The organism is Prevotella sp. HJM029 (assembly GCF_000599605.1).
Lineage (GTDB): Bacteria > Bacteroidota > Bacteroidia > Bacteroidales > Bacteroidaceae > Prevotella.
Genome location: NZ_AZHT01000129.1, coordinates 1 through 242 on the forward strand (window position 1 = coordinate 1; position 242 = coordinate 242).

The following is a 242-nucleotide window of genomic DNA, read 5'->3' on the forward strand; positions in this document are numbered from 1 at the left end:
AACTCCGATGTCTCGGTACAATCACTCCACGTGCCTACTCCTCCCTTATATTTCACAACTCCCCATGTTTTATCCTCATTAAAGTAAAACATAAAGCTATAAATCGTATCATAGTTTTGCGGATTCTTGGGTTGTAGCCTAATGGTATCCAAGAATAACGTCTTCCCTTCTTGTGTAAAGTCTCTAAATGTATAGATGAGATAGTTGTCAAGATCTTCTCCTAAAAAGTCTACCCCAAAGTA

At 38.0% G+C, this 242-nt stretch carries 1 pseudogene; it reads right to left on the reverse strand.

Annotation, left to right across the window (positions count from 1 at the left end):
- Positions 1–242, reverse strand: a pseudogene (locus X919_RS17065) (hypothetical protein); the annotation flags it as partial.